This is a genomic window from Mesorhizobium sp. M1A.F.Ca.IN.020.04.1.1, from assembly GCF_003997315.1.
Lineage (GTDB): Bacteria > Pseudomonadota > Alphaproteobacteria > Rhizobiales > Rhizobiaceae > Mesorhizobium.
The window spans coordinates 1-8,200 of the sequence record NZ_RZSN01000222.1; the positions used below are offsets into that span (position 1 = coordinate 1).

Annotated in this window: 9 protein-coding genes and 1 pseudogene; 7 read left to right on the forward strand and 3 right to left on the reverse strand. The window is 62.6% G+C overall.

Going from position 1 to position 8,200, the window contains the following annotated elements:
* Nucleotides 1-461 (reverse strand): annotated as a pseudogene (locus EOA49_RS28460) (alanine dehydrogenase); the annotation flags it as partial.
* A gap of 210 nt (nt 462-671) precedes the next feature.
* On the opposite strand from EOA49_RS28460, the gene EOA49_RS28465 reads away from it, so the two are divergent.
* On the forward strand, nt 672-1,145 hold the full coding sequence (locus tag EOA49_RS28465) for an Lrp/AsnC family transcriptional regulator (RefSeq protein WP_059188527.1): 474 nt from the start codon (nt 672-674) through the stop codon (nt 1,143-1,145).
* Between the two features lie 105 nt (nt 1,146-1,250).
* Here EOA49_RS28465 and EOA49_RS28470 read toward each other — a convergent pair whose 3' ends face one another.
* The gene (locus EOA49_RS28470; RefSeq protein ID WP_127240741.1) at nt 1,251-1,910 is read right to left on the reverse strand and encodes a 5-formyltetrahydrofolate cyclo-ligase; all 660 of its coding nucleotides are present in this window, start codon (nt 1,908-1,910) and stop codon (nt 1,251-1,253) included.
* Nucleotides 1,911-2,084: 174 nt separating this feature from the next.
* Between EOA49_RS28470 and EOA49_RS28475 the strand changes: the two genes are divergently transcribed.
* On the forward strand, nt 2,085-3,350 hold the full coding sequence (locus EOA49_RS28475) for an NAD(P)/FAD-dependent oxidoreductase (RefSeq protein WP_127240740.1): 1,266 nt from the start codon (nt 2,085-2,087) through the stop codon (nt 3,348-3,350).
* Between the two features lie 129 nt (nt 3,351-3,479).
* On the forward strand, nt 3,480-5,453 hold the full coding sequence (locus EOA49_RS28480) for a bifunctional 2',3'-cyclic-nucleotide 2'-phosphodiesterase/3'-nucleotidase (RefSeq protein WP_127240739.1): 1,974 nt from the start codon (nt 3,480-3,482) through the stop codon (nt 5,451-5,453).
* A 29-nt stretch (nt 5,454-5,482) separates the two neighbouring features.
* On the opposite strand, the gene EOA49_RS28485 is transcribed toward EOA49_RS28480, so the two are convergent.
* Complete coding sequence (locus EOA49_RS28485; RefSeq protein ID WP_095825439.1) at nt 5,483-5,779, reverse strand: hypothetical protein; 297 nt, start codon at nt 5,777-5,779, stop codon at nt 5,483-5,485.
* A gap of 259 nt (nt 5,780-6,038) precedes the next feature.
* On the opposite strand from EOA49_RS28485, the gene EOA49_RS34035 reads away from it, so the two are divergent.
* The 4 genes from EOA49_RS34035 to kdsA all read left to right on the forward strand — a co-directional run.
* Nucleotides 6,039-6,173, forward strand: a complete 135-nt coding sequence (locus tag EOA49_RS34035) for a hypothetical protein (RefSeq protein WP_259979787.1) — start codon at nt 6,039-6,041, stop codon at nt 6,171-6,173.
* A gap of 105 nt (nt 6,174-6,278) precedes the next feature.
* Nucleotides 6,279-6,569 carry a Dabb family protein gene (locus EOA49_RS28490; RefSeq protein WP_066989660.1) on the forward strand — a complete coding sequence of 97 codons (291 nt, stop codon included), beginning with the start codon at nt 6,279-6,281 and terminating at the stop codon, nt 6,567-6,569.
* 70 nt (nt 6,570-6,639) lie between these two features.
* Nucleotides 6,640-7,515, forward strand: a complete 876-nt coding sequence (locus EOA49_RS28495) for a VOC family protein (protein ID WP_067321395.1) — start codon at nt 6,640-6,642, stop codon at nt 7,513-7,515.
* On the forward strand, nt 7,512-8,200 hold a 689-nt coding region (gene kdsA, locus EOA49_RS28500), incomplete at its 3' end, for a 3-deoxy-8-phosphooctulonate synthase (RefSeq protein WP_127243490.1). The genes EOA49_RS28495 and kdsA, both read left to right, overlap by 4 nt.

An 8,200-nucleotide genomic window follows, 5' to 3' on the forward strand; every position in this document is an offset into this window, starting at 1 on the left:
CCATTGGCCTTCTGCAGCGCGGTCGCGCCGGCCTGGATCGATAGGCGGCCGGCGACTTCCGACATCGGCGCGAGCAGGGGAAGACCGCCGCGGTCGTCGGTGACCGTCTCATAGGCGATCGCCGTGACGCCCGAAGCGAGCAGGCCCTTGGTCTGCTCCGGATCCGGGGCGAGGTGGAGGTAGGTGTAGAGGATCTGGCCGTCGCGCAGCTGCACCCATTCGTTGGGCTGCGGTTCCTTGACCTTGACGATCATGTCCGACTTGGCGAACACGTCGGCGGCCGTCTTGGCGATCGTGGCGCCGGCGGCGCGATAGGCGTTGTCGTCGGCGCCTATGCCGGCGCCGGCGCCGGCCTCGACAAGCACTTCGTGGCCGTGCGCGACATATTCGCGAACCGAGCCGGGCGTCAGACCGACACGGTATTCATGGTTCTTGATTTCCTTGGGGCAGCCGACGCGCATCTTCTTCTCCTGTCCGGCCCTTGAAAGGGCGCTCTCCCTGACATTTCCGGGCATGCCGCCAACCCCAAACCGCCGCGCAGTTGGGCGACATGCATGAGACGCAGTGAAGCATGAATCGTTCCGTATGTGTTTGCGAATGCACTTGCGGCAGCGTCCGGTCTTCGATAATCGTTGCGCAAAATGCCGGATTATTCGCAGGAATCCCGAAAAATGCCGCTCGATAGGATTGATATCGCCATTCTGGAGACCTTGCAGAAGGATGGCCGGATCCCCAATGCAGCGCTTGCCGAAAAGGTTGGGCTGTCGCAGTCGGCCTGCTCCAGGCGCCTGGACAATCTGGAGAAATCCGGAACCATCCGCGGCTATCACGCGCGGCTGTCGAATGCCGCGCTCGGCCATCAGATGACGGCGATCGTGCATATATCGCTGTCGGGGCAGTTCGAGAAGACACTGTCCGATTTCGAAGCGGCGATCAAACGCTGCCCGAACGTGCTTTCCTGCCATTTGATGTCGGGGGAATACGACTATATCCTGCGTATAGCGGCCAAGGACCTTGCCGACTATGAGCGCATCCACAAGGAATGGCTGTCGGCGATGCCGCATGTGACGAAGATCAACTCGTCCTTCGCCCTGCGCGAGATCGTAGACAGGACGGCGGTGGGGTTGAGGCCCGAAATGGCTTAGCTGAAGTCAGAGCGTTGCATCGTTCACGAGAACCCCGAACCGCTCATTTCTTTGCTTTGCGCAATTACGGACGGAAAACCGCTACACACTTTTCCTGGAACTGCTTTAGGCTCCCGTCGCCTCGGTTACCACCTTGGTCATCGGGATGTCGTGCCGCTGCGGATAGATGGTGGGAATGCGCTGCAATTCGTAGCCGACGCCGATCACCAGCGGCCTGAACGGCATGGCAGCAAGTGTACGATCGTAGAAACCGCCGCCATAGCCCAGCCGGTAGTTGCTGGGATCGATGCCGACCACAGGCGAGATCACGATATCGGGCAGGACAGGATCACCCTCGGCCGGGATCGGGATGTTCCAGACGCCTTTCTCCAGCCGGTCGCCCGGCGCGTAGGCGCGGAACACCAAAGGCTGGCCCTTCTCGATGACGACGGGCAGCGCGGTGCGGCCGCCGCGCGCATTGATCGACGCCATAAAGCCGCGCAGGTCCGGCTCGCCGCGGAACGGCCAGTAGAGGCTGACCATAAGGCCGGCAACCTTGCCGACCAGCATATCGAGGCCCTCGGCAATCCGCTGTGACATTGCCGCGCGTGCATCGGCGGAAACCGCAAGCCGCGCGCCGATCAGCCGCTCACGCTCCGCCTTGCGCCAGCGCCGGACATCGGTCCAGTCGGACAGCGGCATCTGATAGGCCGGGTCGAGCTCATGCATGAAACAAGGCGGTGAAGCGTATTGGGCCGGGCCGTCGTCATCGCGATTGTCAGACATGCTTCACTCCTATCGTTCTGCTCCACGCTATACCGGGCGTTCCGGGGCGACATGCGCGTACACGACACCGGACGACGACTCCCGGGCAATGACATGGCCAGCGGCGGCGTTGTTGCGGTGCACAAAAATGCTTACATCTAAGCAATCGGGTTGCTTTGGGCGAGGTGGCTGAAAATGGACGAAGCCAAGCATCATGTCGTGATCGTCGGCGCCGGGTTCGGCGGTCTCGAACTTACCCGCGCGCTGGCCGGCGCACCGGTGCGCATCACCATGATCGACAAGCGCAATCACCACTTGTTCCAGCCGCTGCTCTACCAGGTGGCGACCACCGCGCTGGCGACTTCCGAGATCGCCTGGCCGATCCGTCATCTGTTACGCAAGCGCAAGGACGTGACGACGCTTCTGGGTACGGTTATCGGTGTTGACCGCGCAGGCAAACGCGTGCTGCTCGATGACGGGAGCGCAGTCGGCTACGACACGCTAGTGCTCGCCACCGGCGCGCGCCACGCCTATTTCGGCCATGACGAATGGGAGCCATTCGCGCCCGGGCTGAAGACGCTGGAAGATGCCACCACCATCCGGCGCCGCATCCTGCTCGCCTTCGAGCAAGCCGAGCGCGAGACCGATCCCGCCAGGCGCCAGGCATTACTGACGCTGGTCATCGTTGGCGGCGGACCGACCGGCGTGGAGCTTGCCGGCACCATTGCAGAGCTTGCGCAGGACACGCTGCGCGGCGAATTCCGCAATATCGACACGCGGCAGGCGCGCGTTGTGCTGATCGAAGCCGGTGACCGTGTGCTCGCCAATTTCGCACCGGAGCTCTCGGCCTATGCTCAAAAAGCGCTGGAGCGGCTTGGCGTGACGGTCGAGCTTGGCCGTGCCGTCACGCAGTTGGATGCCGAGGGCGTCGTCTTTGGCGATACCTACCTGCCGGCAAAGACGATTTTATGGGCAGCCGGCGTCGCCGCTTCGCCTGCGGCGGAATGGCTGGGAGCGCCCGCCGACCGGGCGGGCAGGGTGCTGGTCGAGCCCGATCTCACCGTGCCGGGCAGCCCCGACATATTCGTTATCGGCGATACGGCGCATCTGCTGCGACCGGACGGCAAGCCGGTACCGGGCGTGGCGCCGTCCGCCAAGCAGGAGGGCAGGCATGTTGCGGCGACGATCAAAGCGAGACTCGATGGCGACGCAACGCCACGCCCTTTCCGCTACAAGCATGCCGGCGACCTGGCGACGATCGGCAAACGCGCGGCCGCCATCGATTTCGGCTGGATCAAGCTCACCGGCTGGCTCGCATGGTGGCTCTGGGGGATAGCGCACATTTATTTCCTGATCGATTTCCGCAATCGGCTCGCAGTGTCGCTCAGCTGGCTATGGATATATTTTACCGGACAGCGCAGCGCGCGCCTGATCACTCAGGGTGACGACGACAAGAGCTGATTGCTTTTCATCGACGCGTCACCTTGTCGTGATCAACAGACATCCAACAGACATGGACTCGAAATGCCTTCGGCGGCATGTTCCGATTGAGGGGCAGGGCATGTCGCGTTGTCTAAGAGGAGGAAAACAATGTCACTTTTGCCCGTCTCTCGCCGCGAATTCCTGGCCGGAGCCGCCGCCAGCGGAGCGCTGATCATGCTGCATCCGTTCTCCGTCCGGGCCGCAGCCAATCAGGCGCATCTGAGGATCATGGAGACGACCGACATCCATGTGAATTTGCTGCCTTATGATTATTACGCCGACAAAGCGAACGACACGATGGGCCTGTCGCGCACGGCCTCGCTGATCGACGGGGTGCGCAAGCAAGCCACCAATGCGATGCTGATCGACAACGGCGACCTGTTGCAGGGCAATCCGATGGGCGACTACATCGCCTATGAAAAGGGCATGAAGGACGGCGACCTGCATCCGATCATGAAGGGCATGAACCTGCTCGGCTATGAATGCTCGACCCTCGGCAACCACGAATTCAACTACGGCCTGTCCTTCATGGACAAGGTGTTGGCCGGCGCCAATTTCCCCTTCGTATGCGCCAACCTGATCCGGGGCACCACGCTCGCCACGAACCCGCGCGACGACAAGCTCTACCTCAAGCCCTATGTTATCCTCGACAAGAAGATCAAGGACGGCTCCGGCGCCGAACAGCCGATCAAGATCGGGGTCATCGGGTTCGTGCCGCCGCAGATCATGGTCTGGGACCTGAAAAACCTGGAAGGCAACGTCCAGACCCGCGACATTGTCCAGGCGGCCAAGGCCTGGGTACCGCAAATCCGTGAGGAGGGCGCCGACATCGTCATTGCGCTTTCGCATTCCGGCATCGATATCAAGCAGGGCGACATGATGGAGAACGCCTCCTTCTTCGTCGCCGGCGTCGAAGGCATCGACGCGGTCTTCACCGGGCACCAGCATCTCGTCTTCCCCGGCAAGAAGGATTTCCAGGCGCTGGAAGGCGTCGACACCGAAAAAGGCACTCTGCAGGGCAAGCCGGCGGTGATGGGCGGCTTCTGGGGCTCGCATATGGGCCTGATCGACCTGCTTCTTGAGCGCGATGGCTCGAAATGGCGCGTCGTCTCGGCCACCTCCGAGGCGCGGCCGATCTATGAGCGGGTCGACAGCAAGAACAAGGCTACGGTCGGCGACGACAAACGCATCATCGCGGCGCTCGAGCAGGATCACGAGGCGACGCTCGCCTATGTCCGCCGCCCCGTCGGCAAGACGTCCGCGCCGCTCTATTCCTATTTCGCTTTGGTCGCCGACGATCCCTCGGTGCAGATCGTCAATCAGGCGCAGAGCTGGTATCTCAAGGATATTCTGAAGAGCACAGAGTGGAAGGACGTGCCGCTCCTCTCTGCGGCGGCACCGTTCAAAGCAGGCGGCCGCAACGGCGCCGACTACTATACCGACGTTCCTGTCGGCGATATCGCCATCAAGAACGTCGCCGATCTCTATCTTTATCCGAACACCGTGCGCGCGGTCGAAATCACCGGCTCGCAAGTCAAGGAATGGCTGGAGATGTCGGCCGGCATCTTCAACAGGATCGAGCCCGGGAAGGCGGATCAGCCGCTGATCAACACCGAGTTCCCCTCCTACAATTTCGACGTCATCGATGGCATCACCTACAAGATCGACCTGTCGCAGCCACCGAAATACGATACGAAGGGCGCCGTCGCCAATGCCGGCTCCAGTCGCATCGTCGATCTTAAATTCGGCGGCAAGCCGCTCGATCCGGCAGCGAAATTCGTGGTTGCCACCAACAACTACCGCGCTGGCGGCGGCGGCAATTTCCCTGATATCAATGCTTCGAAGATCATCTATGAGGCGCCGGACACCAACCGCGACGTGATCGTGCGCTACGTCATCAGCGAGGGCACGATCAATCCGTCGGCGGACGACAACTGGTCGTTCGCGCCGCTGCCTGGAACCAGCGTTGTCTTCGAGACCGGACCCAGGGCCAAGGATTTCATCGGTCAGGTGAAGTCGCTGAAGATCGAGCCGGCGGGCGAGGGTGAGGCGGGGTTTGCCAAATACCGCATTACCCTTTGATGTTGCGCGGCCGGGCCGGCCTGATTTGGCTAAGGCGAAGGGGTGGTCGCGGGCGTGGTGAGCGGCCCGGGGAAGGCCGGCTGGATCGACGTGCCGAGCGGATCGCTGGGCACGGTCAGCGGCGCCATTCCTCTCGGGTGGCGAATCTCCTGGATGGTCGATGTCGGCGTGTTGTTGACAAGGTCGCTGGCCCCCGGTGTCAGCGTCGGGGCAGTCAGCGCGCCCAGCGGGTCATTGGTGACTGTGGGCAAGGATACTTTTGCTTCAGCGGCACTTGCCGAGATCACGGCAAGCAGCAGCACGGCGACGGCTACGGTGCGGTTCAAGGAAGCCTCCTGTTGCGAACGACGCTCGGCGCTCGCCCGAGGATGCAGTGACGGCGCCGGACAGTCGGAAAAATGCCGGATGTCCGATCGCGGTTGCATCACGTTCGCATGAGACATTTGTGCTCGCACCGCAGCTCTCCAGGTAGCCGGCGCTGGGTCCCATGACGCCGGAAAGGTGCGTCGATTACAAAGCAGTGAATTGGAACGATTGCCGTGAAGGCGCTCTGGTTCGGTTTGAGGACATACGCTAGCTTTAGCCATGCGTTATGTGATCGTTATCGTCGCCATCACGTTCTTCCTGATCTGGGACGGCCTCTACAACCAGGGCCAATATCTCGACGCGACCGTCAGGGAGATGTCGCGCATCGTGCGTTACGTCACCGGCGCTGCCTGAGGCCCCGACGCTGCCGCTCAAATAGCGGGCGCGACATCGTTGCCGGTTGACGCGACGGCCTTGCTCCCACAAAACGCGTTCATCCGTCGATCAAGGAGGCTGGGTTTGATCCGGCACATCGTTTTCTTCAGCGTGCGGCGCAAGGAGGATGTGGAGGCCGTCCGGTCAGGGCTGCAGGAACTGGGCAAGATTCCCCATTCGAAACACTTCGAGGTGACGCTCAATACCAAGGTCGATCTGTTCTCAAACGCGATCGACGTGGTCGTCTATGCCGAATTCGAGGACGAGGCAGCGCTCGCAGCATACAGGGCGCATCCGATCTATGCGGAGACGACAGGCAGGGTTAAACCGTTGCGCGAGCTGCGTTATTCGGCCGACGTCGTGGCCGCCGCCTGAGCCGCGCCGTCCGCTCGCCTTGGACGCCAGGCCTTGAACCGATTTCCGCAATGGTGCACACCGCGCCGGCATGACGAAAACTCCGCCCCATCCGCTCGACCATCTCGTTCTGCCCACGCGGAGCCTCCACATTGCAAGGCAGCGCCTCTCGTCGCTCGGCTTCGTCGTCGCCCCGACCGGCGTCCATCCTTTCGGGACCGAGAACGCTTGTGTCTTCTTCACCGACGGCACCTATCTGGAACCGCTGGCCGTCGGCGATGACAAAACGGCCGATCGGGCGATGGGCGAAGGCAACGTCTTCGTCGCGCGCGACCGCCTTTACCGCAGCAGGCTTGACGACGAGGGCTTCTCCGCGGTCGTCTTCGGGACCGCCGATGCAGATGCCGACCACGCGCGCTATGTCGAAGCGGGGCTGTCGGCTGGCAACATGTTGAGCTTTTCGCGCGCCTTCACCGACACCACGGGCAAAAGCGACACGGCATCGTTCAAACTGGCATTCGCGGCCGATAGAAAAGCACCGGACGCCTTCCTGTTCGCCTGCCAGCGCATCAACGCGCCGCAGATCGACCGCACCGCACTGCAGGCACATGCCAATGGCGTGACCGGCATCGTTGAGATCGTGGCGGTGAGCGACGAGCCTTCGAGCCAGAGGGGACTGATATCGATCGCTGCCGGCCAGGACGCGAGCGACGGCGACAGGACTGACCTGCCAAACGCGACCCTGGCCGTTCTGACGCCCGACGCTTTTGCCGCACGGTTCGGTGCTTCGGCAAGGCAGCCTTCGGACCTGCGATTTGCGGCCGTCATCTTTGCGGTTCGCAGCGTCGCCGCAGCTACCCAGCTACTTGCGGCAAACGCGATAGAGCACAACATGAGCGACGACGATGTCGTCGTGCCGCCGGCACCCGGTCAGGGCGCGGCCTTCATCTTTCGGGAGATCCCATGAGCGAGCCCCTTGCGCCCAATGCCGCGGTAAGCGTCGGCAAGGTGGTTTTCGCCAACAATGCGCCCTTGTCGCTGATCGCAGGCCCCTGTCAACTCGAGTCGCGCCAGCACGCCTTCGACATGGCCGGCGCACTGAAGGAACTAACCACAAGGCTCGGTATCGGGCTGGTGTACAAGACGAGCTACGATAAGGCCAACCGCACCTCGCTCGGCGGCGCGCGCGGTGCCGGGATCGAGGCGGCGATGCCGATCTTCGACGACCTGCGCAAGGAGTTCGGACTGCCGGTGCTGACCGACGTCCACACCGAGGAGCAATGCGCATTGGTCGCGCCGCATGTGGATGTGCTGCAGATACCGGCCTTTCTCAGCCGGCAGACGGATCTGCTGATTGCGGCGGCGCGCACCGGCAAGGTGGTGAACGTCAAGAAGGGTCAGTTCCTGGCGCCATGGGACATGAAGAATGTCGTCGCCAAGGTCACCGGTTCCGGCAACGCCAACGTGCTGGTCACCGAGCGCGGCGCCTCCTTCGGCTACAACACACTGGTGTCGGACATGCGAGCGCTGCCGATCATGGCCGAGATCGGCGCGCCGGTGATCTTCGACGCCACCCATTCCGTGCAGCAGCCGGGCGGGCAGGGCGGCTCGACCGGCTGCTGCACGGAATGGGTGGCGTCGAAGATCACCGG

What these genes read in the sequence shown, in the direction of transcription:
- EOA49_RS28475 (WP_127240740.1), top strand. Translation starts at nt 2,085, where the DNA reads ATGGACGAAGCCAAGCATCATGTCGTGATCGTCGGCGCCGGGTTCGGC.
- EOA49_RS28480 (WP_127240739.1), top strand. Translation starts at nt 3,480, where the DNA reads ATGTCACTTTTGCCCGTCTCTCGCCGCGAATTCCTGGCCGGAGCCGCC.
- EOA49_RS28495 (WP_067321395.1), top strand. Translation starts at nt 6,640, where the DNA reads ATGACGAAAACTCCGCCCCATCCGCTCGACCATCTCGTTCTGCCCACG.
- EOA49_RS28465 (WP_059188527.1), top strand. Translation starts at nt 672, where the DNA reads ATGCCGCTCGATAGGATTGATATCGCCATTCTGGAGACCTTGCAGAAG.
- EOA49_RS34035 (WP_259979787.1), top strand. Translation starts at nt 6,039, where the DNA reads ATGCGTTATGTGATCGTTATCGTCGCCATCACGTTCTTCCTGATCTGG.
- EOA49_RS28470 (WP_127240741.1), bottom strand. Translation starts at nt 1,910, where the DNA reads ATGTCTGACAATCGCGATGACGACGGCCCGGCCCAATACGCTTCACCG.